We start from the raw sequence: 25,510 nt of genomic DNA, 5'->3' as shown, positions 1-25,510 counted from the left end.
TCTCGAACGGAATGCGGCCCCTCTGTCGATCGTGAAAGATCAGACCACGCTGACCATCTCGTGATCAGCCACACCGGCGGCCAACACCCGGAGGTGATCTTCGGTGCTGCCGAGGGTGTGCTCGATGGCGACGAGTCGGCTCACGTAGTGACCCACCGGGTACTCCGCGGTCATACCGATGCCACCGTGCATCTGGATCGCTTCCTGGCCGATGAGCCGAGCCGAACGCCCGATCTGCAACTTCACCCGCGAAGCGATCACCGGATCCACGACGCCGTCGGCAAGGGACATCGTTGCGTACAGACTCATGCTGCGTGCCAACTCGAGCGAGACGTACAGGTCGGCGGCGCGGTGCGTCAGCGTCTGGAACTTCGCGAGCGGAACTCCGAATTGCTTACGCGTCTTGAGGTATTCGGTGGTCAGGCGTAGCGCCTCTTCCATCGCTCCGACAGCCTCGGCACACAGCGCGGCCTGCTCACGGATCTGTGCGGCTTGGATCAGAGCAGAAGCGTCACCGCCCTCACCGAGTGCTTCGGCCGGAGTATCGGTGAACTCGATCTGCGCCCCACGCAACCCGTCGTGAGTGGCGTAGGACTTGCGTACCAGTCCGGAGGCATCGCTCTTGACGAGGAACAGTCCGACGCCACCGCCGGGGAGCGCAGCGCTCACGACCAGGATGTCTGCAGTCGCGCCGTGGCCAACGGGATTCTTGATACCGGTGATGGTCCAGCCGCCGTCGACCTGCGCCGCCGCGGTGGCCCGTTCGGTTGCCGGCCAACGGATTCCGGGTTCCTGATCGGCGAACGCGAGGAACGTGGTGCCCTCGGCCACTCCGGGAAGAATCGACGAGCGCTGCTCTGCGCTGCCTCCTTCGGAGATGAGCCCGCCCGGCGTCACGACCGCGTCGAGTAACGGTTCGGGGGCCAAGCGTCGACCGATCTCGGTCATGACCGCACCGATTTCCACCGGGCCCGCGTCCATGCCGCCGTCGTCCTCGGAGAACGTCAGGCCGAGCAAGCCGACCTCGGCCAATTGCTTCCAGACCTGCGGACTCCACCCTGGATCGGAGTCGATGATCGCGTTGCGCTTTTCGGCGTCGTAGCTACGCGAGAGGAGGTCCTTGGTGGTGTCGCGGAGAAGCTTCTGCTCGTCGTTCAGTTCGAAGTCCATGCCACGCCTCACAATCCGAGGATCGAGGAGGCGATGATGCTGCGCTGCACTTCGCTCGATCCGCTGTAGATGGATACCTTGCGGTAGTTCAGGTACGTCGGGGCAGTGTGCTGCGCCCAGCTCGCGGAGGCGATGTCGCTGCCCGCGTCGTACGGCAGTGAATCAGGGCCGGCCACGTCCATCAGCAATTCGACGCTCGCCTGCTGCAATTCGGAGCCACGAAGCTTGAGCAGAGACGACGCCGGGTTCGGCTGGCCGTCAGCGGAACTGGCGACCACCCGGAGCTGAGTGAGCTCGAGGGCAAGCAATTCGTTTTCGAGTTCGGCGAGGCGAGCAGCGAAGAGCGGATCTTCGAGCAGGGTCCCGCTACCGACCTTGACCTCGGCAGCGCGGGCCTTGGCCTGGGCCAGACGAACCTTCGAGAAACCGACGCGGGTGACACCGGTGCGCTCGTTGCCGAGCAGGAACTTGGCGTAGCCCCAGCCCTGGTTCTCTTCACCGACCAGGTTCTCTCCCGGAACGCGGACGTCCTCGAAGAACACTTCGTTGACCTCGTAGCCGCCGTCGATCAGCTTGATCGGGCGGACCGTGACTCCAGGCGTCTTCAGGTCGACCAGAATGAACGAGATACCTGCCTGGCGCTTGGGCGCATCGGGATTGGTACGCACGAGGCAGAAGATCCAGTCGGCGTACTGTCCCAGCGTCGTCCAGGTCTTCTGACCGTTGATGACCCAGTCGTCGCCGTCGCGGACCGCGCGGGTCTTGAGCGAAGCGAGGTCGGAGCCAGCCTCGGGTTCGGAGAATCCCTGGCACCACCAGATGTCGAGGTTCGCGGTCGCGGGAAGGAACTTCTCCTTCTGCTCCTGCGAGCCGAAGGCTGCGATGACCGGACCGACCATGTTGGCGTTGAACGCCAACGGTTCGGGGACCGACGCAAGCTGAAGTTCGTCGAGCCAGATGTTGTGCTGGACCGGGGTCCAGTCCTTGCCGCCCCACTCGACCGGCCAGTGCGGTACCGCCAGACCGTGAGCATTGAGGATCTGCTGCGCCTCGACCATACGGTCGCGCCCCAACTCCTCGCCGTGGGCGTACGCCTCCCTGATGTCCGCGGGGATTTGCGTACGGAAGAACGTCCGCATCTCGTCGCGGAACGCTAGTTCCTCGTCGGTCAATGCCAGGTTCATCGGGATTCCTTCGCACTCGAAACCGGATTCATGTTCGGTTCGACCGTACCCCGACGACCATGGAGGCGGAACAGGTACCGCGAAAGACGGCACTCAGGGCCGACCTTCTACACGGTTTTGAGGACCAACAGGTAGCCCCCGCCCGCGGCGTCGATGCTCGTTTCCACGTTCAACGACGGAGCCAAACGTGACAACCGATCGATCAACCAATCCGACGCTTCCTGGGCGTCGTCTTTGCCGGGGCAGCGAGCGACGGCGACGCGGCCACCCTTGCGCTCGAGTTGCTCCACGACCCCGATGATCGGAGCGGGATCCACGACGAACAGCCGATCCGGCCATTCCACAACAGGTTTGACCGCACCCTTCTTGGTGTTGCACGCGCGGTGCGCCAAGCGTTCGACGCCACCTTTGGTCTTGCCACCCTTTTTCGCGGTGTTGATGCTGTCGATACTCGGGCCGCGCGGATCGTTGACGGACATGTCGGGATCGACCGGTTCGTCACACAGCCAGCAGCGCCAGGATTCACGTTCGCCGACTTCTTGAAGGGTGCTCATGTGGCAACGGTACCGTGCGCACTTTCGGCTGCTTCCGCTACCAAAAGTGCGCACGGGGCCGAAGGCCCTACATGTCTGCAATCGCCTCCAGCGGCTTCGTCTTGGCCGCTCGGTTGGCCGGCCACAGCGCCGCCAAGACACCGACCACACCCGAGCCGATCAGCATTCCGACCACCTGACCCCACGGGATCGTGATCTTGTCGAGGCCCTGATCCGCGAGAGTGCTCACGAAGGCCCAACCGAACGCGATGCCGAGAACAACTCCGACCGCCGCGCCGTACACCGCGATGAGCACCGACTCGAGGTAGATCGTGCGTCGCATCTGTCCGCGCTGCATGCCGACAGCTCGCAGCATTCCGATTTCTCGTCGCCGCTCGACCACCGACAGCGCCAAGGTGTTGATGATGCCCAGGATTGCGATCACGACCGCGAGTGCAAGCAATCCGTAGAGGATCGCCAACAAGGTGTTGATCTGCTGGCCCTGAGTTCCCTTGAACTCCTCACGATCCTGCACCTGGACGACGACGTACTTCTCCGTGGCCGTTTCCAGCTCGGATCGCAGCGTAGTCAGATCCGCACCAGGCTTCGCCTTCACCAGCACCACGAAGTCCGGGAGACTCTCGGCCGGCATCAGTTTCCGGTACGCCTCGTCCGAGACGATCCACGAGCCGATCAGCTGGTTGTCCTCGAACACTCCCGCGACAACGGTCTGGTACTCGACGCCGCCAGGACCGGTCAACGTCTGGGTCGAGCCGACAGTCCAGCCCTTGTCATCCGCAGTCGACTTCGAGACGAGCATGTTGTTGCCGGTCAGATCGACCGTGCCCTCGAGGATCTTGTACTCGAGCACGCCTTCGATCGGTCCGTCGAACGAAGCGCCCTGCTCGTCCTCACCGTCGACCTTCGCGCGCACCCCGTGCAAGGACGTGGCGCTCTGTACGTCGGGTACCTGCCGGACCGCGTCGGCCGCACCTCGCGGCACACCGATCGCGTTGGGACCGGTCAGGATGTAGTCGGCCGAGACACCCACGTCCACAAGAGCATTGATGCTCGCCTTGGCCGAGGAACCGAACACTCCGATGACCGTCACCAGCATGAGACCGAGAGTCAGCGCGAATGCCGTTGCGGCCGTGCGGCGAGGATTACGCACCGCATTGGTACGGGCCAGCCGCCCGATGGCGCCGAACGGCTTGGCGAACACGGCACCGAGCGCGCCGACGATCGGCCGCGACAGCGCCGGAGCCCCGAGAAGAACCGCGATGATCAAAGAGAACGCACCGAGCCCGACGATCAGCGCCGCGCCGCCGCCGGTACCGCGAGAGCCGAACACGAGCAGTGCCACACCGACCACGCCGAGAATCGCACCGATCAACGTCCGCACTCGCAGTGAGTCACCGGTAGAGGCGAACTCCTCACGCATGGCCGCTACCGGCGGGATCTTCGACGCACGACGAGCCGGGGCGTAAGCGCTGAGCGTCGTGACGACGACGCCGACCACCAACGCGACGATGATCGTGCGGGCACCCACCTGGAGCGGGCCTTCCGGCAGACCGACGTCGAATGTGTTGAGCAGACTGCGCAATCCGTAGGCGAGACCGATACCGCCGAGCAGACCGATGATGCTGCCGATGAGTCCGACCACGAGCGCCTCGGTGACCACCGAACGGCCGACCTGCGCTCGGCTCGCACCGATCGCACGCAGCAGCGCCAGCTCACGAAGACGCTGCGCCACGATCATCGAGAAGGTGTTGTAGATGATGAACGTTCCGACGAGCAGAGCAATCGCGCCGAACGCCAACAGGAAGTAGTTGATGAAGCTCAGCGCCGAGTCGACCTCGGCCTTGGTCTCCTCACGAACCTGGTCGCCGGTCTGCACCTTGAGATCGGGGAAAACCTGCTCGACGCGTTGCTGCAGTTCCGTCTGCGACACCCCGTCGCCCGCGACGTCGATGTACTCGACGTGTTGGCCGTCGGTGAAGAGTCCACGGGCCTGCTCGTCGGTGAAGAGCGCGCCGATGAACCCGCCGGTGTCACTGCCCGCCCCCTCGTAGATGCCGGACAACGTCACGTCCACGATTCCGCGGGCCGGTGCCAGAACCTTGGCGGAGTCCCCCACCTTCAGTCCGGCTCGCTCGGCGGCGCTGGTGTTCAGCGCGACCTGACCGGTCTGCGTCGGAGGCGCGCCCTCGACGAAGGTGTCGGGTTCGGCAATCGCCTGGCCCGGCGGTAGGTAGGACTGCCCGATACTCGGCGCGCCGCCGGTCTGAACAGCGCCGCCGTCTGCGTTGATCAGGACGATCTGTCCACTGACGGCCGGGGCTACCGCTCGGACGCCGTCGACTGCGGCAAGTTTGTCGACATCCTCGACCGGAACGCCACTGGTGTTGCGCTCTTCCATCGATACCCGGACGTCGACGCCCTGGGCGGTGTTCTCGAAGATCGAATCGAAAGTCTTCTGGAGGGTGTCGGTGAAAACGAACGACCCCGCGACAAAAGCCGTGCCAAGCACCACGGAGAGAACCGTCAGCGCAAGTCGCACCTTGTGTGCCGCCAAGTTGCGCAGGGAAACCTTGCGCATCGGCGAGTTGCTTACCGAAGCCATGTGCTCAAGCCCCGGCTTCCACGTTCACGACCGCCTGCGGAGCGTCCAGACGCTTCATCCGGTCGAGGACCGAATCCGCCGTAGGCTCGCGCAATTCGTCGACGATCTTGCCGTCCGCGAGGAACACCACCCGGTCGGCATACGCCGCTGCCCGCGGATCGTGCGTCACGATCACCACGGTCTGGTTGAACTCGTCGACGGCCGCCCGCAGGATCGAGAGCACCTCCCCGGAGGACTTCGAATCGAGGTTTCCGGTCGGCTCGTCGCCGAAGATGATCTCCGGCTGACCCGCCAGCGCACGCGCACACGCCACACGCTGCTGCTGACCACCCGAGAGCTCTCCCGGCCGGTGATCGAGGCGATCCCCGAGACCCAGCTTGGTCAGGACGCTGTTCAGCCAGGTCGGGTCCGCTTTGCGTCCCGCGATGTCAAGCGGCAACGTGATGTTCTCGAGCGCCGTCAGCGTCGGCACCAGGTTGAACGCCTGGAAAACGAAACCGATGCGATCGCGTCGTAATTGGGTCATCTGTTTGTCGGAAAGCGTCGTGAGTTCCGTGTCGCCGATGAGAACGGAACCCGAACTTGCGGAATCCAGACCGGCGAGGCAATGCATCAGCGTCGACTTACCGGAACCGGACGGCCCCATGATCGCCGTGAACTCACCGCGGGCGAAATCTGCGGACACCGAACTGAGTGCGTGCACCTGGGTATCTCCGGTGCCGTAGGTCTTGGACAGGCCGACTGCGCGGGCCGCGACATCCTGGGCGTGCGAACTCATGATCGCCTTTCCTGTTCACTTCGGTACTACTTGTGGGCGTGACGGGCGCCCGTGAAAACACGGACGCCCGCAATGGTTGGTTCCATCCTGTCGGGTGTCGGGCGCGCTCGCCATCGGGGACCACCCTGATATCTGCAGCCGAGCCGGTCAGGGTCGCGGGAATGTGCTCTTTCTGCTTGTGCGCATTGACGAGAAACAGCGATACGAAGACCGGGCGCACATTAACCTTGTGACACCAATCACACGAGAGAGGCGGCCGAATGTCCGACGCCACCGCTGGAATCATTTTCGATCGGCTAGAGCACTGGGCGACGGTCAAGCCTGATCAAACAGCGATGACCTTCCAAGGGACCGAATACACGTGGGCCCAGTGGCGAGACCGCATCTTGCGTATCGCCGCCGCCCTCGCTGAATCCGGCATCGGTGCCGGCGACACTGTCGCGTTCGTCGACAAGAATCATCTGTCCTGCCTCGAAGTCACCTACGCCGCCTCACTGCTCGGCGCCGCGAATGTCATTCCCAACTGGCGACTTTCGGGCGAAGAGCTGGATTACGTCCTCGCGGACTGTGGCGCTCGCATTCTGTTTGTCGGCAGCGAACTACTCCCCCAGATCGTCGCCATGCGCGACCGCTTGACGGCCGTCGAATCGATCTTCGCCGTCGGCGGGGAACACGACGAGTTCGAACCGTGGATCGACGAGGTCACACCGCTGCACTCCCGCCCCGAGGTGAGCCCCGATGCCACCGCTCTGGTTCTCTACAGTTCCGGGACGACCGGTCGGCCCAAAGGCGTACAGCTCACGCATCGAAACCTGTTCGCGCACAGCAACAATGTGCTCGAAATCCTGCCGGCCCACGAGGATCACCGATTCTTGATCGCGATGCCGATGTTTCACGTCGGCGGAACGTGCTACGCCATCATGGCAATTCACACCGGTGGGCGCTGTTACTTCACGAGAGAAGCCGACGGACCGTCGATCTTCGCCGGTCTCGCCGCCGGAGCCAACATCGCGTTTCTCGTCCCACCGGTCATTGCCGGAGTCCTGGCCGCAGGCGAGCAGGCCGTCGCCGCCTTCAAGGCATTCAAACGCATTACCTACGGCGCCGCCCCCATGCCCCTTCCGTTGTTGCGAGCAGCACTCGCGGCTTGGCCGGACACCGAATTCGTCCAGGTCTACGGCATGACCGAAATGGCAGGTGTCATTACCGCGTTGATGCCGGACGTTCACCGCGACGAGTCGCAGGTCGAGCGCATGGCATCAGCAGGCACGGCGATCCCCGGCGTCGAGATGCGTGTGGTGGACCCCGTCACGCTCGAGGACGTGCCCACCGGAACGACCGGCGAACTGTGGTGGCGATCCGAACAGTGCACTCCCGGATACCTGGGCAAGCCCGAGGCGACGGCCGAAACGATTACCGCAGATGGGTGGCTGCGTAGCGGCGACATGGGCCGCGCCGACTCCGACGGCTTCGTCTTCATCGAGGACCGCCTCAAGGACATGATCATCACCGGCGGCGAGAACGTCTACTCCCCCGAGATCGAACGAGTACTGGTGGAGCATCCGGCAATCGCCGAGGTCGCGGTCATCGGCGTTCCCGACGACCGTTGGGGTGAAACCGTCAAGGCAGTCGTGGTTCTCACTGCCGAAGCGCAGATCGACGAAGCCGAACTGATCACCTATACACAGGAACGCCTCGCAAAGTTCAAGTGCCCGACCAGTATCGACGTCGTCGAGATCCTTCCCCGCAATCCCACCGGAAAGATCCTCAAGCGCGACCTCCGCAAACCGTACTGGGACAACCGCGAACACAAACTGGTCTGAGTTCGCGTGCTGTAATGGGGCGGTGACTTCGCGCCGCCCCACCACACCCAATCCGACCGATCCGTGCCCGTGCGGCAGCGGCAACGCGTTGGCCGAATGCTGCGGAAAGTACATCAGCGGTGAAGCGCACGCACCGACTGCCGAAACCCTGATGCGTTCGCGTTACACGGCCTTCGCTGTGATGGACGACGAATATCTCACGCAGACTTGGCATCCCGACCATCGCCCCACCGAACTCGATCTCGACCCCGACCAGACATGGCTCCGGTTGGAGATCCTGGACACCGAACGGGGCGGGCTGTTCGATTCCGACGGCGTCGTGGAATTTCGCGCTCACTACACATTCGGGCGCGAGCGGGGAATGCTCCACGAACGCAGTCGATTTGCGCGAACAGAGGGCAAGTGGCTCTACGTCGACGGCGATATCGGTTAGGTAACTCCGGGCACCGCCGCCGCGGATCCCGATAACGCGAGCCCTACGATCGAGTCATGACAACGAACCGGACGAGATCATTTGCCGCTGTCGCTGCCATCGCAGTGGGCGTGAGCCTGACTGCCTGTTCGCAGGACGCGGAGACCACTCCCACGGCAGCCACCTCGGCCGTCACCTCGACCTCGAGTGCAGCAGCGTCGACCACAGAACCAGTCCCGACGGACAGCTCCGACAAGACGTCGGCGGCGGGCACCGAATCCAAGCTCACCGTCGTCGACATCCGAGTGGGCGAGCACGACGGATTCGATCGCGTCGTCTACGAAATGGGCGGAACCGGCACACCCGGATGGCGCGTCAAGTACGTCGACGCGGCGACACAGGAAGGCAGCGGTAAGCCCGTGGACATCAAGGGTGCCGCAGTGATCCAGGTCCTGATCGACGGTTCCGCCTATCCCTTCGACAGCGGAGTCGAGCAGTACTCCGGCCCCAACCCGGTCCCCGGCGTCGGCGGAGTCGTGACCGAGGTCAACGGGTCCAACGTCTTCGAGGGAGTCACCCAGTCGTTCATCGGCGTGACCGAGAAGCAGCCGTTCACGGTCACGACGCTCAGCGACCCTCCGCGAGTGGTGGTCGACGTGGCCCGCTGAGGCCGCACTTGACCTGAAGTTCGGTTGAGGTTCTACCTTCGTGTCGTACCGGCCACGTAATCTCCGTGGCCGGCGACCGGAGGGGCGAAGTCATGAGTATGGAAGTCACCGCGTGGAACGCGATGTACAACGCGATGCACGCGCAAGAAGATCGGCGCCCGTTCTCGAAGGCGACACTGAAGCGGATCGCGACGTTCGCAGTTCCACAGAAACGCAACCTCAGCTGGTACCTCGTACTGAGTGTCGTCACTGCTGCGCTTGCCGTGGCAACACCCGTCCTGGCCGGGCGTGTGGTCAACGCGATAGTCGGCGGCGACGCCGTCGACGTGGTCGTCAAACTTGCCGCCCTGATCGCACTGGTAGCACTTCTCGAAGCCGCTCTGGGCCTGTTGACCCGGTGGCTCTCGGCCAGCATCGGCGAAGACCTGATCCTGCATCTGCGCACCACCGTCTTCGATCACGTCCAGAAGATGCCCATCGCGTTCTTCACCAGAACTCGAACCGGAGCACTGGTCAGCCGTCTCAACAACGACGTCATCGGCGCTCAGCGCGCCTTCAGCGACACCTTGTCCGGAGTGGTCAGCAACCTGGTCACCCTGGTGATCACGCTGATCGTCATGCTCGGGATCTCCTGGCAGATCACCGTCCTCGCGCTGCTACTTCTCCCGATCTTCGTCATCCCCGCACGGCGCATGGGCGCAAAACTTGCAGCACTCAATCGTGAAGCAGCCAACCATAATTCGCTCATGAGTACCCAGATGACGGAGCGGTTCTCCGCTCCCGGCGCGACTCTGGTCAAGCTGTTCGGCCGCCCGTCGCAAGAGTCGGCGGAGTTCGCGGTTCGCGCCAGGCGTGTGCGCAACATCGGAGTCCGGACCGCAATGCTGCAGTCCGTCTTCGTCACAGCACTGACGCTGGTCTCGGCCCTTGCTCTTGCCCTCGTCTACGGACTCGGCGGCTTCTACGCGCTGCGCGGACAGTTGGACGCAGGCGCCGTCGTGGCGATGGCATTGTTGTTGACGCGGCTGTACTCGCCGTTGACCGCACTGGCCAGCGCCCGGGTCGATGTCATGAGCGCCCTGGTCAGCTTCGAGCGGGTATTCGAGATTCTCGATCTGGCGCCGCTCATCACCGAGAAGCCCGATGCACGCACGGTGCCGCAGGGCCCGGTGTCCGTCGAGTTCAAGAACGTCACTTTTGCTTACCCGTCTGCCGACAAGGTGTCACTAGCTTCTCTGGAGGAAGTCGCGATCCTCGACACCCGCGGCGGCGAGGACGTGTTGCACGACCTGTCTTTCCGCACGGAAGCAGGGCAGATGGTCGCCCTGGTCGGCACGTCCGGCGCCGGAAAGTCGACCGTGGCGCAGATGATTCCGCGCCTCTACGACATCGACTCCGGTTCGGTCGAGTTGGGCGGCGTCGACGTCCGCGACCTCAGTGCCGATTCCATCCGCGAGACCGTCGGCATGGTCACGCAGGACGGGCACCTGTTCCACGAGAGCCTTCGATCCAACCTGCTCCTTGCGCGACCGGATGCCACCGAAGAAGATCTGCGCGAGGTTCTGGAGCGAGCACGGCTCACCGACCTGGTTGCGTCGCTGCCCGACGGATTGGAGACCGTGGTGGGTGAACGCGGTTACCGCCTCTCGGGCGGCGAGCGTCAACGCCTGACCATCGCACGACTGCTCCTGGCCCAGCCTCGCGTCGTCATCCTGGACGAGGCCACCGCGCATCTCGACTCGACGTCGGAAGCCGCGGTTCAGGAAGCACTCGGCGAAGCACTCGCCGGGCGGACTGCGGTGGTGATCGCTCACCGATTGTCGACGATCCGTTCCGCCGACCTGATCCTTGTCGTCGAAGCAGGCCAGATCGTCGAGCGCGGCAACCATGAGGAACTGCTCGCGCACGGTGGCCGCTACGCCGAGTTGTACCGTACGCAGTTCGACACCAACGCTCGGAAGAACGGCGCCCTCGCACCGACGCCGATCTGATACCGCGCAGCGCCTTGCCCCCCACACACAGAAAACAGGCGCTGTCCTCCTCGCGGAGGGCAGCGCCTGTTTCAGTCTTTATGTCAGTCGTTGAAGCTGTAGGTCAGTCGTTGTAGCGATCGCGTCCGCCACCGCGGCGGTCGTCACGTCCACCGCGATCGTCCCGGCCACCACGGTCGCCACGGCCACTCGGACGTCCCTGCGGCGGGCCGAAATCAGGCTGCAGCTGGATCAGGACGCCGGAGATGCGTGTGCGACGCAAAGCTTCGAGAGTCTCGTTGGAGAGGTCGGCCGGCAGCTCGACGATGCTGTGATCCGGGCGAATGCTGATGTGCCCGAAGTCGCTTCGACGAAGTCCACCCTCGTTGGCGATGGCACCGACGATGGCACCCGGAACGACGCGGTGACGCTTGCCGACTGCAATGCGGTATGCGGCCAACTCCTGGCCCTCGGGTCCACGCGAGCGAGGAGCCGGGCCGTCGTCGAAACGACGAGGGGGACGCGGTTCACGCGGCTCGCGCTCACGACGCGGCGGTGCCGGCGGCTCGGGAGAAAGCAAGAATGCTTCGCCGTCGCGCGACTGCAATGCCAGAGCGGCAGCGATGTCGATGAGCGGAACATCGTGTTCCTGGTCGTAGTCCTCGATCATCTTGCGGAACATCGCGAGATTCTCCGAGGCCAGGCTCTCGGTGATGGAGTCACCGAACTTGGCCACGCGCTGGGCGTTGACGTCGTCGACACTGGGAAGCTGCATCTCCGCAAGCGGCTGACGCGTCGCCTTCTCGATGGACTTGAGCAGATGACGCTCACGCGGAGCGACGAACAGCAACGCGTCACCCTGACGACCGGCGCGGCCGGTACGACCGATGCGGTGAACGTACGACTCCGTGTCATGCGGGATGTCGTAGTTGACGACGTGGGAGATTCGATCGACGTCGAGGCCTCGAGCGGCAACGTCGGTCGCGACAAGGATGTCGAGGGCGCCGTTCTTGAGCTGACCGATGGTCCGCTCACGCTGTGCCTGGACGATGTCGCCGTTGATCGCGGCGGCCGAGTGCCCGCGGGCCCGCAGCTTCTCCGCCAGGTCTTCGGTGGCCTGCTTGGTACGGACGAAGATGATCATCGCCTCGAATGCCTCGACCTCGAGGACTCGGGTCAGTGCATCGAGCTTGCGCTGATGAGCAACCTGAATGTAGCGCTGCGTGATGTTCGAGGCGGTCGACGTCTTGGACTTGACGGTGATCTCGACCGGATTGTTCAGGTACTGCTTCGAGATCCGGCGAATCGAGCCGGGCATCGTTGCGGAGAACAGGGCGACCTGCTTGTCGCCGGGGGTGTCGCGGAGGATGCGCTCGACGTCCTCCTGGAACCCCATCTTGAGCATCTCGTCGGCCTCGTCGAGAACGAGGTACTTGAGATTGGTCAGATCCAGGGTGCCCTTTTCGAGATGGTCGATGACACGACCCGGGGTACCGACGACGACGTGTGCGCCGCGGCGCAGGCCGGACAGCTGGACGCCGTAGCTCTGGCCACCGTAGATCGGCAGCACGTTGAGTCCGGGGATGTGCGCGGAGTACTTGCCGAATGCCTCGGCAACCTGAAGCGCCAGCTCACGCGTGGGAGCAAGCACCAGCGCCTGGGTCTGCTTGATCGACGTGTCGATCCGCGACAGGACTGGAACTGCGAAAGCTGCGGTCTTGCCGGTACCGGTCTGTGCGAGACCGACGACGTCCTTGCCTTCGAGCAGCGGCGGAATGGTGGCAGCCTGAATGGGCGAGGGCGACTCGTAGCCCACGTCTGACAGTGCCTTCAGTACCCGATCATCGATGTCGAGGTCGGCAAATGTTGGGGGTTCGGGGTCACGCTCAATATCACTCATTTGACCAGCAGTTTAGCGGATAGAGTATAGACACGACGACATACCGGGGGTGCATTTACGACAGATCCACCCTCCCAGCGGGTTTCGCCTAGCGTATGGAGCATGACCGAAGCCACCGTTGCCACCCCCGCCCAGACCGTTGTCGCGATTGCCCAATTCGCCCCGGGGACGGACAAGAAAGCCAACCTCGAATCACTGCGATCACTGGCTTCCGATGCAGCAGCACGGGGCGCGAAAGTTGTCGTGGCGCCGGAATACTCGATGTTCACCGCACCGAAGACGGATGAACGACTGATCGAGTCCGCGGAGGACCTGGACGGCGAATTCGGTTCGGCACTGGCGGCGGTCGCCGCGGAGTTCGGAATCTTCCTCGTAGCGGGAATGAACGAGCGGATCGACGACGTGAGCAGAATCTCCAACACCCTCGTCGCGATGGACCCGAACGGCGAACTGGTGGCGACCTACCGGAAGCTGCATCTCTACGACGCATTCGGCTACCAGGAGTCGGCCGTGATCCGTGCCGGCGACATCACGGAACCGCAGACTTTCGGGTGCGACGGCCTGACCTTCGGCCTCCAGACCTGCTACGACCTGCGCTTCCCGGAAGTCACCCGGCGCATCGTCGACGTCGGCGCGGACATCCTGCTCCTGCCCGCCCAGTGGGTGCCCGGGCCACTCAAGGAAGACCACTGGACCACTCTCGTACGCGCCCGGGCCATCGAGAACACGATGTACATCGCAGCGGCTGACCAGAGCGCGCGCGGCGGCGCAGGTGCCAGCATGATCGTCGACCCGATGGGCGTCGTGATGTGTTCACTGGGCGAGCAGGTCGGGGTTGCCGCCGCGACTGTTTCGGCCGCTCGCATCGCCGAAGTACGCGAGAAGAATCCCGCTCTCGCGCTGCGGAGGTTCACTGTCTCGTCGCGGTGACCTGCAGCGGGTAGCGTCGAACAGGTCGGGGTTCGAGCTTCTCGAGGACAACGCAGTGACCCAGTATCGGGATCGATCTTCCGCCGGCAAATTTCTGGCCGGGCGGCTCGAGTCTTTGCGTCTCGACAAGCCTGTCGTTCTCGGACTCCCACGCGGCGGAGTACCGGTCGCAGCCGAGGTGGCTGCGGCACTGAACGCTCCGCTGGACATCGTGGTGGTGCGCAAGCTCGGCAGTCCGTACAACCCGGAACTGGCGATGGGCGCCATCGGTGAGGGTGGCGTGCGGGTCCTCAATCACGACGTCATCGCAGCGGTTCGCGTCTCGAAAAGTGAACTCGCCGCCGTCGAACGCGACGAACGAACCGAATTGGAACGGCGAGCGCGGCTCCTGCGCGAGGGACGGACCCCGGTTTCCCTCCACGGACGCACCGCAGTGATCGTCGACGACGGAATGGCCACGGGTGCGAGTGCCGCCGTTGCCTGCCGCTGCGCGCGCACCGCGGGTGCTGCCTCCGTCATCGTCGCTGTCCCAGTTGCCTCCCCTGAAGCAATGAGAGTGATCGCGTGCTCAGCTGATCGGGTCGTCTGTCCCTTCGTTCCTGCCCTGCTGGGCGGCGTCGGTGCTGCATTCGAGGACTTTCATCAACTCAGCGACGACGAAGTGCTGACCTTCCTCGCCTGAGAGGACACCCCTCCAGCCTGAGCGCAGTCCAAGAGATCTCTGAGAATTTGTGATGTGTGCAACATTTCGCTCCTCGGTGCCGATAGCCCAAATGGAACAAAAAGAATTCGGCTTTCTGGAGGAACCGTGACCATCTCGACCGATACCGTCGACGCCGTCGCAGCTGCGTGCCGTGACCGCCTGGGCGACCCTTCCGCCTGGGTTGCGTCAGACGCTTATCGACAGAGCCTCGCCCTGTGCATCATCGAATCCGTTCAGTCCACGTCGGGCCACAGCGAAGTGACCGTCGTAGATCGCTACCTGGCCTACCGGAAAGCCCGCGAAGACAAACCCGTCACGGACGGCGCACGCGAACTACTCCGCACCTTCGAGGAAGCCGGGAGTTCGGACCAGTGGGCAGGCAAGATCGGCTCGTACAAGCGTCGCTACACGGCGACGGGTGTCCCGATCGAGGCACGTCACATCCAACAGGTCGCCGAAAAACTCCATCACTTGCGGATCAACAGCGTCGAGGACCTGCTCTCTGCTGCCGATTCCGACAACGCTCTCGACGCGGTTCACCTTGCCTGGGTGGACGCCTGCGGAGACGGTTCCGAAGTGACCTGGGCACACCTGTTGATGTTGGCCGGAATTCCACACACCGATCTGGGTACCGCTGCCGACACGTTCATCAGCGCAACACTCGGCACCACCGAGTTGCCAGGAGACACCTCGGAGATCCTTGCAGCTACTGCAGAGCAACTCGGAGTGGATCCGGACCGATTGGACTACGCAATTCGCCGGTGGTTGTCCGTGCACGGCCGCATGCTCCAACACGTCGCCTGAGTACCTGTAAACAAGCGGTCACACTAAACTGCAGGTCAGCGCCCGACCAGTTCTACCGAATAGTAACGACAGTGCAAAATGACGACTAATGTGATGCAATGCACATCAGAAATGTCAGTAGTCACTGGAGGGGTCAATAGTGCGCGAGTTCTCAGTTCCACAGTCGTTCTCAATTCCGGAGAACGTATCCATGGCCGACTCCGTGTTCCGTCACGCCGAAGAAGACCCCACATTCGTGCCGTTCAAGAGGCCGTCGAACGGTGGATGGGTCGACGTCACTGCAGCTGAATTCGCGAAGCAGGTCTCCGCAGTTGCCAAGGGCCTGATCGCTTCGGGCGTCGAGCTCGGCGACCGCGTCGCTATCCTGTCAGCAACTCGCTACGAGTGGGTCGTTCTCGACTACGCCATCTGGACTGCCGGCGGATGCACCGTCGCGATCTACGAGACCTCCTCCCCTGATCAGGCGCAGTGGATCCTCGAGGATTCCGCGACAACACTTCTGGTCGTCGAAACAGCCAAGCACGCGGAGACTCACAAGGAAGTCACCGACGGTGCAGAAGCCCTCCGCGAGGTTCTGGTCATCGAGTCGGGTGCTATCGACGAGCTGTCCAGTCGCGGTTCGGCAATCACCGACGAAGAACTGCACACTCGTCGTCACCAGGTCACCGCTGCCTCGCCCGCGACCCTGATCTACACCTCCGGAACCACCGGACGCCCCAAGGGTGTCCAGCTGACGCACTCCAACTTCTACGCCGAGTCCAACGCCTGCCGCCTGGCGATGCCGGAGTCGATGGTCCCCGGCAAGAAGACGCTGATGTTCCTGCCGCTCGCCCACGTATTCGCGCGAGCGATCTCCTTCGGCGCTTTCGACGCCAAGGTCACCGTCGCCCACACGTCGGATCTGACGACGCTCCTCGAGCAGTTCGCCGGTTTCAAGCCCAACTTCATCCTCTCGGTACCGCGCGTGTTCGAGAAGGTGTACAACTCGGCTCGCCAGAAGGCAGTCGACGGCGGTAAGGGCAGCATCTTCGACAAGGCTGCCGCCACTGCCATCGAATACAGCGAGTCCCTCGAAAAGGGTGGCCCCGGGCTGGCACTCAAGCTCAAGCATGCGGTATTCGACAAGCTCGTCTACTCGAAGTTGCGCGCAGCTCTGGGCGGCGAGTGCGAGCGTGCAGTCTCCGGTGGCGCCGCCCTCGGCGCGCGTCTCGGCCACTACTTCCGCGGCGTCGGCATCCCGATCTACGAGGGCTACGGACTCACCGAGACCAGCGCCGCAATCACCGTCAACACCTCGAGCGCGCAGCGCGTCGGCACCGTCGGCAAGCCGATCAACGGCCATGCAGCACGGATCGCCGAGGACGGCGAACTCCTCCTGCAGGGCCCGGTCGTCTTCGCCGGCTACTGGCACAACGACAAGGCGACGGCCGAATCGATCGTCGACGGCTGGTTCCACACCGGCGACCTCGGATCGATCGACAACGAGGGCTACGTCTCCATCACCGGGCGCAAGAAGGAAATCATCGTGACGGCCGGAGGCAAGAACGTCGCACCGGCAGGCCTCGAGGATTCCCTGCGTGCGCACGCTCTGATCAGCCAGTGCCTCGTCGTCGGCGACGGTCAGCCGTTCATCGGTGCACTGATCACCCTTGATCCGGAGACTCTGCCCGGTTGGGTCGAGCGCAACGGCCTGCCCGCCGGCACCGCGATCGCGGATCTGGTGAAGAACGCCGACCTGATCGCCGAGATCGACTCGGCCGTTGCCGACGCGAACAAGAAGGTCTCCAACCCCGAGCAGATCAAGAAATACACGATCCTCGAGGTCGACTTCACCCAGGAGACCGGTGAATTGACGCCGACGCTCAAGCTCAAGCGCAACATCATTCACGAAGCTCACAAGACCAAGATCAGCGACCTGTACGCCTGATCGATCGTCTTTCACGAGTCTGGCCCGGTTCGAATGCGAACCGGGCCAGACTCGTTTCACTCTCCGGCGGAGAGTAGTTCCTTTTCGATCTCGGATGGAAGGCCGTGCACCGCACGATCCTCCCGCTGGGTCGGCAGAGTTTCCCGTTGCATCCATTCCCAGGTATCGCGCACGGTGTCTTCGACGGGACGGCACCGCAACCCTGCCCGCGCCGCCTTGGCAGTGTCGGCTTCGAGGAAACCCGCGAACTCGCCCTCTTGCGGGACCCAACACGGCAGTTGTGTCCACGGTTGCGCTCCCGCTGCTGCAAGTCGGTCCTCGTCGATCCACACCAACTCCGCACCCGAACCGGTGGCGTCAACACACGCCTCGAGGAGCCCGGAGGTAGTGGTGTGCCCGGACGCACTGATGACGTCGTACGTCCCGCTGATTTCGGCCGCCAGTCCGGACAGGACAAACGATGCGATGTCGCGGGCATCGACGTACTGCAACGGTCTGGTCGGCGCTCCGGGAGCAACGACGCGTCCGCCCTCAGCGATGCGCTGCAACCACCACGGCAACCGCCCGATGTCCTCGTGCGGGCCGAGGATCAACCCTGCCCTCGCGAACAGCGCGTCCGGGAAGGATTCCAGGACAGCGAGTTCGGCCCCGCGTTTGGCGGACGCGTAATCGCTGTAGTCATCGGACGCCGCAGATGCGGCAACCACCGGCGAGCCCTCGTCCACGTGCAAGCCCCATTGGTAGACGGATCCACTGGAGATGTATGCGTACCGGTCGACGTGACCGTGCAAGACGCGTGCATTCTCACCGACCACTCGGGGGCTACCGGACCAGGTGTCGACGACAAAATCCCATCTACGATCACCGAGCGCCTCAACCATCGCTCGCTGATCGGTGCGATCCGCGAACAGAACCTCCGCTGTAGGTGGTGGCGCTCCGGTGAGCCCCCGATGGAGCACTGTCACTTCCCAGCCCCGCGCCAGGGCGTCGTCGACGAGAGCACGGCCGAGGAACCGTGTTCCTCCGAGCATCAGCAGCTTCATGACGGCCATCGTCACTCGAAAAAGCGTCGTGCAGCAACAAGTTCGTCTGGTAGCGCAATTTCCGACGAGTGAGGGTCGGACGAAGCGCTCAGATACCCCGTCCGGGATTGAGAATGCTCTTCGGATCGAATGCGGCCTTCACCGCAAGCATCAACTGGCGTTCGGTCTGGCCGACCATGTCTGCCATGTACGGCGCTTTGAGAACCCCGATACCGTGTTCACCGCTGATCGTTCCGCCCAACGCCAGTGCGCCGGCAACGATATCGTCGAAAGCTCCGCGCGCACGATCCTGCGCTCCCGATTCGGCAGCGTCGAACACGATGGTCGGGTGGAGATTGCCGTCGGCGGCGTGGCCGAAGGTTCCGATCGTGACACCGTGGCGATCGGCCGCTTCACGAATGCATCCCAACATGGACGGCAACGCCGGCACCGGCACCGCGACGTCGTCGAGAAGTACCGTGCCCAATGCCTCGAGAGCGGGCAACGCCATCCGGCGGGCGGCAGTGAACTCTTCACCTTCCACCGGATCGTCGGTGTGGAAAACCTCTCGAGCCCCGGCACTTTCGCACGCCGCGGCGCAGTCCGCTGCCTCGGCGGCCGCCGACCTACCGTCGCACTGGATGAGCAGCATCGCCCCGGCCGATTCGTCCAGCCCCATCTTCGTCAGCCGATTGACCGCGCCGATGGTGACGCCGTCCATCAACTCCATCTGACACGGTTCGGCCACTGCCGACACGGCGAGGACGGCATCGATCGCGGACTCCGCGGAATCGAAGAAGGCGACGACAGTGGTCGCGGCAGTGGGCGCCGTACGCAACCGCATCGTAGCTTCGACGATGACCGCGAGAGTTCCCTCCGAGCCCACGAGCAGATGTGTCAGGTCCAGCCCCGCAACATTTTTGCGCGTCCGTGCACCGGTACGGATCACACGCCCGTCGGCGAGTACCGCCGTCAGGGCCGCGACGTGATCACCGGTGACGCCGTACTTGGCGCAACAGATGCCGCCTGCATTTGTCGCCAGATTGCCGCCGATACTCGAGATGGCCCGGCTTCCCGGATCCGGTACGTACCAAAGACCCTGCTGTGCAGCAGCTTCCGCCAGGTCACCATTGATCACTCCGGGCTCCACCGTGGCGGTGCGCGCGGCAGGATCGATCTCGAGAATGCGATCCATGCCCGCGACGCTCAAGACGATGCACCCGTCGAGCGCATTGGCAGCGCCGGCCAACCCGGTACCTGCCCCGCGTGTCACCACCGGAACGGAGAGTTCGTGCGCCACCGTCATAACCGCGACGACGTCGTCGACCGTCTTCGCCTTGACCAGCGCGGCGGGTCTTCCGGCTGCAGTGAGCAGTGATTGATCCCGGACGTACGCGCCCATCCGGTCGGGATCGGTTGTCGCCCTGTCCCCCAGCGCTTTCTGCAAGCGTTCACCCAACAGATCGATACTCGTGGTCATTCCGTTCGTCCTTCGTAGAATCCGCGCACATGGCGCTCGACCAAATCGGCGGCCTCGTCAGCTGCGCCGCGCTCGATCGCGTCGGCGATACCCTCGTGCTCGGCCAGCAGTGCGCCGAGCGTGGCCGCCGAGTTCTCGCGCGAGTCGAGTTCGCTCAGCAGGTAGCCGGCGATGCTGTCGCGGAGAACCGTCATGACCAACCCGAACGCCTTGTTTCCGCCCGCTCCGGCGAGCGCAACGTGAAAGTCGACGTCGGCGTCGTGGAATGCGACCGAGTCGTCGGCAAGTGTTGCGATGCGCATTCGCTCGATCGCAGCCCGGGCGTCCTCTGGCACGGCGGCGACGGTTCGCAGCGCAGCAGCTTCGAGCAGCACTCGCAATTCGACAAGATCGCCGAGCGGAACCGCGCCCACTTGCAGTGCCGTACTGAGAGCGGTGGCCGCAGAATCGGCGGTGTGCTCGTGCGTCACCCGAGGCCTGGCAGTCGAGGTGGTGTCCGCGCCGGTCAACAATCCCTGTGCTTGCAGGACACGAAGTGCCTCGCGCACCGTCGATCGACCCACCGAGAAGGTCTGCGCGAGTTCCTGTTCGGTCGGCAACGCCTCGCCGACGGGAAGCGAGCCGTCGAGTATGGCAGCACGGATTCTTCCCGACACGGCAAGGCTGAGCGGCATGCGCGACAACGGAGTCGTATCCATGCCGCGACGCTACCACCCCTTGCCTGCTTGTCTGACAAACTGTTTAATTGAGAAGATTCGTGACCCGGACCACAACAGACAAGGTGTCGACCATGACCGACAAGCTCGAATTGGATCCAGCAACCACTGCCGTCGTGCTCATCGAGTACCAGAACGACTTCACCACCGAGGGCGGTGTTCTTCACGAGGCCGTCGCTCCGGTCATGGAATCGAACGGACTCCTCGCGAACACCACTGCGCTGGTCGATGCGGCTCGGGCGGCAGGTGTCACCGTGATGCACGCACCGATCACCTTCGCCGAGGGGTACAACGAAATCACCTCGCATCCGTACGGCATCCTCAAGGGCGTCGTCGACGGCAAGGCTTTCGTGAAGGGTTCCTGGGGAGCTGCGATCGTCGACGAACTCGCCCCGAAAGACGGCGACATCGTCATCGAGGGCAAGCGTGGACTCGACACTTTTGCCAGCACAAACCTCGATTTCATTCTGCGCAGCAAAGGAATTCGCACGATCCTTCTCGGCGGCTTCCTGACCAACTGCTGCGTCGAATCGACCATGCGCACCGGATACGAGAACGGTTACCGGGTCATCACACTCACCGATTGCGTGGCAGGCACTTCGGTCGCCGAACACGAGAACGCGATCACCTACGACTACCCGATGTTCTCGCACCCCGTCACGTCGAAAGAGGTGCTCGGCGCGCTCTCCTGAGAGGACTACCTGGAATGCGCGAGAAGGAATTCACGGCTGACGTTGGTGACACTGGCGTGAACCTTCTCGTGCAGCAGGTCGTGACCGGCGTCCTCGAACTCGCGCATCTCGACGTTGCGCAGCGTCCGCGCCCAGTCCCGGACGGGATCAACCGGGGCGATCCGGTCGTCGGTACCGTGAACGACCAGGACTGGGATGCCCGCGTCGGAGAGTTCCGCCCACCCGTGTTGCTCCACCGCGCTGCGCGGGATGCCGCACAACACGGCGGACGCGAATTCGTGATCGCGATGAGCCAGCACCGTCAGCGCAGTCACGGCACCTAACGAATGACCCATCACCGCCTGCGGAACTTCGGGCAGTTCCGCCAAGGCGATGTCAGCCAGCGCGGCTGCATCGGCAGCAAGATCGGAGAGCGGAGCCCCGACTCCCGGATCACCCTCCGACAAACCGTGCCCGGTGTGATCGATCGCCCACACGTCGATCCCCGACGCCGTCATTGCGCCCGCGAAACGGTGATACTGCCCGCTGTGCTGACCGAGGCCGTGCAGAAAGACCAAAGACACAGTGGGCACTGCGCCCCCTGCCGCCGGCCAATGCCGAAAGTGCACCTGACCGGTTCGTCCGTCGAAGAAGGGCATGGTCGTCATTCTGCACTCTCCTACGGGTATCCGCGGGCGGTGGGCGATTACTGGCGGGTTGCCTTGTCGGTGAGCGATGGCACAATCTCCGTGTGTTCCTACTCGATGATCAGATCGTCTACAGCGCCAGTGACCTCTCGGCCGCGGCCTCGTGCGAGTTCGCACTGTTGCGGCAACTCGACGCCCGCACCGGTCTGATCTCAGCCGAGGCGGCCGAGGCGAATCCGATGCTCGAGCGGACGTCGAGCCTCGGCGACTCGCACGAGCGCGAACAGCTTCAGAAGTTCATCGATCAACACGGAGACGGCGTCGTCGTCATGCCGCGACCGGAACACTCACGCGCAGGCCTGACCGCTGCCACGTTGGCCACCGTCGAGGCAGCACGATCGGGCGCGCCAGTCATCTATCAGGGAACCTTTTTCGACGGCCGATTCCTCGGGTTCTGCGATTTCCTCGTCCGCGAAGGCAACACCTACGCGGTCTACGACAGCAAGCTCTCCCGGCACGCCAAGGTATCGGCACTTCTACAACTCGCCGCATACGCGGATGCGTTGGAGCGCAATGCAATTGCCGCCTCCGATCAGGTTCATCTACTGCTCGGCGACGGCAGCACGTCGTCGCACGACATCGGAGACATCGCGCCGGTATTCGCAGCACGCAGAGCTGAACTCGAACGCGTCCTCGACGAGCACCGTGCTGAGGGGAAACCGACACAGTGGCTCGACGATCGGTACCTGCGTTGTGGTCGATGCAACACCTGCAGCGTCGAAGTCGAAAGTCATCGGGACCTGCTGCTGGTTGCGGGCGTCCGCGGCAATCAGCGTGAACAACTGATCGTCTCGGGGATCACGACAATTGACGAACTCGCCGCGAGCACCGGACCTGTCGAGGGAATTCGACGGGAAACACTCGACAAACTCCGTGCACAGGCCGCGGTTCAACTTCGTCAGGAACAATCCGGCGACGCCGAATTCGAGGTCTACGAACCCTCGGCGCTCGGCGGACTACCCGTCCCCGACGACGGCGACATCTTCTTCGACTTCGAGGGCGATCCCCTCTGGGCCGAGGACGGATCCACCGACTGGGGGTTGGAATACCTTTTCGGTGTGGTCGAAGGACCGGCGGACGACTACGTGTTCAAGCCGTTCTGGGCACACGATCGCGACGGTGAACGCCAGGCACTCCTCGACTTCCTCGACTACGTCACCGCGCGCCGAGAAGCTCACCCCGGCATGCACATCTATCACTACGCCGCGTACGAGAAATCGGCGCTGTTGCGCTTGGCCGCACGTCACGGTGTCGGCGAGCAAACGGTGGACACGCTGCTCAGCGAGAACGTGCTCGTGGACCTGTACCCGATCGTCCGCGCCTGCCTGCGGATCGGACAACGCTCGTACAGCATCAAGAAACTCGAGCCGCTCTACATGGGTGAGCACGGCCGCGACGGCGACGTGACCAATGCCGCCGCTTCGGTTGTCGCTTATGCCGACTACTGCCAATTGCGCGACGGAGGACAAGCCGACCAGGCCAGGGAACTTCTTCAGGGCATCTCCGACTACAACGAGTACGACTGCGAATCCACTCTGCGCCTGCGTGATTGGCTTGCCGAGCGCGCCGCAGAACACGGCGTCGAACTTCGTGAGCCGACCGGGCAGATCAAGATTCCACTCGAGGAGCTCACCGAATCGGAGATCGCGCTCCGCGAATTCGCAGGACACAAGGCAGGTTCGGCGCGTACCCCCGATCAGCAGGCAGCTGCTCTACTGGCTGCTGCGGTGGGGTACCACAATCGTGAGCGGAAGCCGTACTGGTGGGCCCACTTCGACCGATTGGTCACACCGATCGAAGACCTGGTGGACATCCGCGACGTCATGGTGGTCGAACAGTCCGAAATCGAGGCGGACTGGCACAAGAGCACCCCACGTCAGAAGAAGTTCCGTCGACACATTCAGCTGACCGGAAGTTTCGGCACCGGAACGTCTTTGAGCCCGGGCAGTGATCTGTTCGCTCTCTACGCAACCCCCTCCCCCGATGCTGTTGCAAGCGAGAACCCCACCCAACGCGGCACCAGCAGCGTCAAGGTCACGGCCGTGGTCAAGTCCGAAGGACTCGACGTGGTCACCGTCGAAGAACTGCTCGGCGGTGACGAATACCTCGATGCTCCAGTCGCATTGGCACCTGGTCGTCCGATTCCCACCGGACGCATGGAGAAGTCCATCGCCGCTGCCGCATCCGGCGCCAGCGAGATCCTGCCCGAACTGCCACCCGTAGCAGCGGTCGACATTCTCCGGCGCAGCACCCCGAGGACACGCTCGGGTTCACCGCTCCCGCCCGTCGGCACCGACAACAACTACGCGGACGCCATCACCGCCGCACTTCTCGACCTCGATGATTCCTACGTGGCAGTACAGGGTCCCCCTGGTACGGGCAAGACCTACACGGGTGCTCGTGTCGTCAAGACACTGATCGAACAACATCAGTGGCGAATCGGAGTCGTGGCTCAGTCACATTCGGTGGTCGAGAACATGCTCGGCGGCATTCTGAAGGCCGGCGTGGACCCTGCACTGGTCGCGAAGAAGGGCAGCCGCAGCAAGACCGCAGAATGGCAGGACATCGCATCCGAAGAATATGCGGGATTCATCGCCGAGGCCGAAGGCGTCGGCTGCGTCATCGGCGGCACTGCGTGGGACTTCGCGAACACCGATCGTGTTCCGGCGGGCAGCTTGGACCTGCTCGTGGTCGACGAGGCGGGCCAGTTCGCGCTCGCCAACACCATTGCCGTCGCGATTTCCGCGCGAAACCTGTTGCTGCTGGGCGATCCGCAGCAGTTGCCGCAGGTGAGCCAAGGTACTCACCCCGAACCTGTCGACGAATCGGCGCTCGGTTGGCTCGCCGAGGGACACGGCGCACTGCCACCCGAACTCGGCTACTTCCTCGAGAAGACTTGGCGGATGCACCCGGATCTGTGTGCGCCCGTGTCCGCACTGTCGTACGAGGGCAAGCTCCATTCTCAGGAAACCGTGAGTGCGGCAAGGAAACTCGACGGACTCGCTGCCGGAGTGCACACAGTGTTCGTCGATCACCGCGGCAATTCCACGTACTCCCCGGAAGAGTCCCAGGAAATCGTTCGCCAGATCCAGGGCCTTCTCGGTACGCCATGGACCGATCCGAGCGAGTTCGAGGGAACCCGGCCCCTGGAGCAGTCGGACATCCTCGTGGTCGCGGCATACAACGCCCAGGTCGGTACCGTCGAGCGCGATCTCACCGAAGCCGGTCTCACGGAGGTCGAGGTCGGGACCGTCGACAAGTTCCAGGGCCGCGAGGCCGCGGTGGCAATCGTGTCGATGGCCGCATCTGCCGTCGAGGACGTCCCGCGAGGAATGTCGTTCCTCCTGTCGCGGAACCGCCTCAATGTTGCTGTCTCCCGCGGCAAGTGGTGCGCGATCATCGTCCGATCACACGCGTTGACGCAGTACATGCCGAGCACGCCCGCAGGATTGGTGGAGCTCGGCGCGTTCATGAGGTTGACGAGCTAGC

At 63.6% G+C, this 25,510-nt stretch carries 20 protein-coding genes; 10 read left to right on the top strand and 10 right to left on the bottom strand.

Features of this window, described 5'->3' with window-relative positions; genetic code table 11:
* Positions 1–39: 39 nt before the first annotated feature.
* The 5 genes from AC2ETI_RS19570 to AC2ETI_RS19550 all read right to left on the bottom strand — a co-directional run bounded on the left by AC2ETI_RS19570 (position 40) and on the right by AC2ETI_RS19550 (position 6,288).
* The gene (locus AC2ETI_RS19570; RefSeq protein WP_021334309.1) at positions 40–1,170 is read right to left on the bottom strand and encodes an acyl-CoA dehydrogenase family protein; all 1,131 of its coding nucleotides are present in this window, start codon (positions 1,168–1,170) and stop codon (positions 40–42) included.
* 8 nt (positions 1,171–1,178) lie between these two features.
* Positions 1,179–2,354, bottom strand: a complete 1,176-nt coding sequence (locus tag AC2ETI_RS19565; protein WP_113683125.1) for an acyl-CoA dehydrogenase family protein — start codon at positions 2,352–2,354, stop codon at positions 1,179–1,181.
* Positions 2,355–2,461: 107 nt separating this feature from the next.
* A complete protein-coding gene (locus AC2ETI_RS19560) occupies positions 2,462–2,908 on the bottom strand; it encodes a hypothetical protein (protein WP_020970172.1) in 447 nt (148 codons plus the stop codon).
* Positions 2,909–2,975: 67 nt separating this feature from the next.
* Positions 2,976–5,510, bottom strand: coding sequence for an ABC transporter permease (locus AC2ETI_RS19555; protein ID WP_020970173.1), 2,535 nt, complete (start codon positions 5,508–5,510; stop codon positions 2,976–2,978).
* Between the two features lie 4 nt (positions 5,511–5,514).
* Positions 5,515–6,288: an ABC transporter ATP-binding protein gene (locus tag AC2ETI_RS19550; RefSeq protein WP_003945134.1), complete on the bottom strand. Its 774-nt coding sequence runs from the start codon at positions 6,286–6,288 to the stop codon at positions 5,515–5,517.
* Between the two features lie 260 nt (positions 6,289–6,548).
* Here AC2ETI_RS19550 and AC2ETI_RS19545 point away from each other — a divergent pair, with 260 nt between their 5' ends.
* The 4 genes from AC2ETI_RS19545 (at position 6,549) to AC2ETI_RS19530 (ending at position 11,182) form a co-directional block, all read left to right on the top strand.
* Positions 6,549–8,111 carry a long-chain-fatty-acid--CoA ligase gene (locus AC2ETI_RS19545; RefSeq protein WP_020970174.1) on the top strand — a complete coding sequence of 521 codons (1,563 nt, stop codon included), beginning with the start codon at positions 6,549–6,551 and terminating at the stop codon, positions 8,109–8,111.
* A 22-nt stretch (positions 8,112–8,133) separates the two neighbouring features.
* Positions 8,134–8,544 (top strand): YchJ family protein, encoded by a 411-nt coding sequence (locus AC2ETI_RS19540; RefSeq protein ID WP_020970175.1) that lies wholly within the window; start codon positions 8,134–8,136, stop codon positions 8,542–8,544.
* A gap of 56 nt (positions 8,545–8,600) precedes the next feature.
* Positions 8,601–9,191, top strand: a complete 591-nt coding sequence (locus AC2ETI_RS19535) for an AMIN-like domain-containing (lipo)protein (RefSeq protein WP_019749302.1) — start codon at positions 8,601–8,603, stop codon at positions 9,189–9,191.
* A gap of 92 nt (positions 9,192–9,283) precedes the next feature.
* Positions 9,284–11,182: an ABC transporter ATP-binding protein gene (locus AC2ETI_RS19530; RefSeq protein ID WP_483634273.1), complete on the top strand. Its 1,899-nt coding sequence runs from the start codon at positions 9,284–9,286 to the stop codon at positions 11,180–11,182.
* Positions 11,183–11,285: 103 nt separating this feature from the next.
* On the opposite strand, the gene AC2ETI_RS19525 is transcribed toward AC2ETI_RS19530, so the two are convergent.
* Entirely contained in the window at positions 11,286–13,061 is a 1,776-nt protein-coding gene (locus AC2ETI_RS19525; protein ID WP_003945121.1) for a DEAD/DEAH box helicase, read from the bottom strand.
* Positions 13,062–13,163: 102 nt separating this feature from the next.
* On the opposite strand from AC2ETI_RS19525, the gene AC2ETI_RS19520 reads away from it, so the two are divergent.
* The 4 genes from AC2ETI_RS19520 (at position 13,164) to AC2ETI_RS19505 (ending at position 17,425) form a co-directional block, all read left to right on the top strand.
* The gene (locus AC2ETI_RS19520) at positions 13,164–13,991 is read left to right on the top strand and encodes a carbon-nitrogen hydrolase family protein (protein WP_020908425.1); all 828 of its coding nucleotides are present in this window, start codon (positions 13,164–13,166) and stop codon (positions 13,989–13,991) included.
* A 55-nt stretch (positions 13,992–14,046) separates the two neighbouring features.
* On the top strand, positions 14,047–14,673 hold the full coding sequence (locus AC2ETI_RS19515) for a phosphoribosyltransferase (RefSeq protein WP_029255786.1): 627 nt from the start codon (positions 14,047–14,049) through the stop codon (positions 14,671–14,673).
* A gap of 126 nt (positions 14,674–14,799) precedes the next feature.
* Positions 14,800–15,498 (top strand): hypothetical protein, encoded by a 699-nt coding sequence (locus AC2ETI_RS19510; RefSeq protein WP_019749306.1) that lies wholly within the window; start codon positions 14,800–14,802, stop codon positions 15,496–15,498.
* A 139-nt stretch (positions 15,499–15,637) separates the two neighbouring features.
* Positions 15,638–17,425, top strand: a complete 1,788-nt coding sequence (locus AC2ETI_RS19505; protein WP_019749307.1) for an AMP-dependent synthetase/ligase — start codon at positions 15,638–15,640, stop codon at positions 17,423–17,425.
* 56 nt (positions 17,426–17,481) lie between these two features.
* On the opposite strand, the gene AC2ETI_RS19500 is transcribed toward AC2ETI_RS19505, so the two are convergent.
* The 3 genes from AC2ETI_RS19500 to AC2ETI_RS19490 all read right to left on the bottom strand — a co-directional run bounded on the left by AC2ETI_RS19500 (position 17,482) and on the right by AC2ETI_RS19490 (position 20,625).
* The gene (locus AC2ETI_RS19500; protein WP_483634272.1) at positions 17,482–18,468 is read right to left on the bottom strand and encodes an NAD-dependent epimerase/dehydratase family protein; all 987 of its coding nucleotides are present in this window, start codon (positions 18,466–18,468) and stop codon (positions 17,482–17,484) included.
* Between the two features lie 88 nt (positions 18,469–18,556).
* Positions 18,557–19,927, bottom strand: coding sequence for an FAD-binding oxidoreductase (locus tag AC2ETI_RS19495; protein ID WP_195790704.1), 1,371 nt, complete (start codon positions 19,925–19,927; stop codon positions 18,557–18,559).
* Positions 19,924–20,625 carry a FadR/GntR family transcriptional regulator gene (locus tag AC2ETI_RS19490; RefSeq protein WP_021334305.1) on the bottom strand — a complete coding sequence of 234 codons (702 nt, stop codon included), beginning with the start codon at positions 20,623–20,625 and terminating at the stop codon, positions 19,924–19,926. The genes AC2ETI_RS19495 and AC2ETI_RS19490 overlap by 4 nt, the downstream gene beginning before the upstream one ends.
* Before the next feature lie 92 nt (positions 20,626–20,717).
* On the opposite strand from AC2ETI_RS19490, the gene AC2ETI_RS19485 reads away from it, so the two are divergent.
* Positions 20,718–21,335, top strand: coding sequence for a cysteine hydrolase family protein (locus AC2ETI_RS19485; protein WP_020908430.1), 618 nt, complete (start codon positions 20,718–20,720; stop codon positions 21,333–21,335).
* 5 nt (positions 21,336–21,340) lie between these two features.
* On the opposite strand, the gene AC2ETI_RS19480 is transcribed toward AC2ETI_RS19485, so the two are convergent.
* Entirely contained in the window at positions 21,341–21,982 is a 642-nt protein-coding gene (locus tag AC2ETI_RS19480) for an alpha/beta hydrolase (protein WP_021344970.1), read from the bottom strand.
* 83 nt (positions 21,983–22,065) lie between these two features.
* On the opposite strand from AC2ETI_RS19480, the gene AC2ETI_RS19475 reads away from it, so the two are divergent.
* Entirely contained in the window at positions 22,066–25,509 is a 3,444-nt protein-coding gene (locus tag AC2ETI_RS19475; RefSeq protein ID WP_483634271.1) for a TM0106 family RecB-like putative nuclease, read from the top strand.
* The last annotated feature ends 1 nt before the right edge of the window (position 25,510 follow it).

The sequence above is a fragment of the Rhodococcus sp. MurmanLake-1 genome, from assembly GCF_056945715.1.
The sequence above is the reverse complement of the archived record's forward strand: the minus strand, read 5'-3'. Positions and strand labels throughout refer to the sequence as shown.

Coding starts and splice junctions, on each gene's coding strand:
- AC2ETI_RS19570 (WP_021334309.1), bottom strand. CDS start 1,170: ATGGACTTCGAACTGAACGACGAGCAGAAGCTTCTCCGCGACACCACC.
- AC2ETI_RS19565 (WP_113683125.1), bottom strand. CDS start 2,354: ATGAACCTGGCATTGACCGACGAGGAACTAGCGTTCCGCGACGAGATG.
- AC2ETI_RS19560 (WP_020970172.1), bottom strand. CDS start 2,908: ATGAGCACCCTTCAAGAAGTCGGCGAACGTGAATCCTGGCGCTGCTGG.
- AC2ETI_RS19555 (WP_020970173.1), bottom strand. CDS start 5,510: ATGGCTTCGGTAAGCAACTCGCCGATGCGCAAGGTTTCCCTGCGCAAC.
- AC2ETI_RS19550 (WP_003945134.1), bottom strand. CDS start 6,288: ATGAGTTCGCACGCCCAGGATGTCGCGGCCCGCGCAGTCGGCCTGTCC.
- AC2ETI_RS19545 (WP_020970174.1), top strand. CDS start 6,549: ATGTCCGACGCCACCGCTGGAATCATTTTCGATCGGCTAGAGCACTGG.
- AC2ETI_RS19535 (WP_019749302.1), top strand. CDS start 8,601: ATGACAACGAACCGGACGAGATCATTTGCCGCTGTCGCTGCCATCGCA.
- AC2ETI_RS19530 (WP_483634273.1), top strand. CDS start 9,284: ATGAGTATGGAAGTCACCGCGTGGAACGCGATGTACAACGCGATGCAC.
- AC2ETI_RS19525 (WP_003945121.1), bottom strand. CDS start 13,061: ATGAGTGATATTGAGCGTGACCCCGAACCCCCAACATTTGCCGACCTC.
- AC2ETI_RS19520 (WP_020908425.1), top strand. CDS start 13,164: ATGACCGAAGCCACCGTTGCCACCCCCGCCCAGACCGTTGTCGCGATT.
- AC2ETI_RS19500 (WP_483634272.1), bottom strand. CDS start 18,468: ATGAAGCTGCTGATGCTCGGAGGAACACGGTTCCTCGGCCGTGCTCTC.
- AC2ETI_RS19495 (WP_195790704.1), bottom strand. CDS start 19,927: ATGACCACGAGTATCGATCTGTTGGGTGAACGCTTGCAGAAAGCGCTG.
- AC2ETI_RS19490 (WP_021334305.1), bottom strand. CDS start 20,625: ATGGATACGACTCCGTTGTCGCGCATGCCGCTCAGCCTTGCCGTGTCG.
- AC2ETI_RS19485 (WP_020908430.1), top strand. CDS start 20,718: ATGACCGACAAGCTCGAATTGGATCCAGCAACCACTGCCGTCGTGCTC.
- AC2ETI_RS19480 (WP_021344970.1), bottom strand. CDS start 21,982: ATGACGACCATGCCCTTCTTCGACGGACGAACCGGTCAGGTGCACTTT.